Origin of the sequence: Streptomyces pyxinicus, assembly GCF_024753135.1 — a bacterium.
Taxonomy (GTDB): Bacteria; Actinomycetota; Actinomycetes; order Streptomycetales; family Streptomycetaceae; genus Streptomyces; species Streptomyces pyxinicus.
Genome location: NZ_JANUGP010000071.1, coordinates 1 through 949, shown reverse-complemented (window position 1 = coordinate 949; position 949 = coordinate 1). Strand labels below are relative to the sequence as shown.

The window sequence follows — 949 nt, the reverse complement described above, 5'->3', positions numbered from 1 at the left end:
CTAGGGTCTGTTGCGAAAGTAGATCTTGTTCGTTGATGATCACGTGCTGTGGGACGTGGGGATCTGACGAACGGCCAGTGGGCCCGGCTTGAGCCGTTGCTGCCGCGGGGCATCAAGCCGGGCCGGCCGCAGGTGTGGACGAGGCGGCAGCTGATAGACGGCATACGGTGGCGGACCCGGGCCGGTGCTCCGTGGCGGGACGTGCCCGAACGTTATGGGCCGTGGGACCGGGCCTATGACCTGTTCCGGCGCTGGCAGCGGGACGGTACCTGGGCGAGGATCCTCACTCAGCTCCAGGCCGAGGCGGACGCGAAGGGCCTGATCACCTGGGACGTGAACGTCGACTCCACGGTCTGCCGGGCCCATCAGCACGCCGCCGGGGCGGTGAAAAGGGGGACCTGCAGAAGGAGCCGCCCGGCGGGGTCTTCGTCGAGCCGGCCGACCACGGTCTCGGACGGTCCCGCGGCGGACTGAGCAGCAAAATCCATCTCGCGGTTGAGCAGGGGCAGAAGCCCTTGTCGGTGGTGATCACGGCAGGGCAGCGGGGTGACTCCCCGCAGTTCGAGCCGGTCCTGGAGGCCATCTGGGTCCCTCGCCTGGGGCCCGGCAGGCCGCGCAAGCGCCCGGACAGGGTCCGGGCCGACAAGGCGTACGACTCGCGCGGCAATCGCTCCTACCTGCGCAGACGCGGGATCAAGGCCACCATCCCGGTGCCGGCGGACCGGGTCCGCAACCGCCTCAAGCGCGGATCGCACGGCGGGCGGCCGCCGAAGTTCGACAAGGACGACTACAAGCAGCGGCACGCGGTCGAGTGCGGGATCAACCGGCTCAAGCGCCACCGGGCCGTCGCCACAAGGTACGACAAACTCGCCGTCCGCTACGAAGCGACCGTGCTGGTCGCAGCGATCAACGAGTGGCTGTGACCAGCACTTTCACAACAGACCCTAGG

1 protein-coding gene is annotated in these 949 nt (G+C 68.8%); it reads left to right on the top strand.

Annotation, left to right across the window (positions count from 1 at the left end):
• The first annotated feature begins 48 nt into the window (after positions 1–48).
• A protein-coding gene (locus tag NX794_RS35775) for an IS5 family transposase (RefSeq protein WP_428986024.1) occupies positions 49–923 on the top strand; the annotation gives its coding sequence in 2 pieces (ribosomal slippage) (positions 49–442 and positions 442–923; 876 coding nt in all).
• Positions 924–949 lie beyond the last annotated feature (26 nt).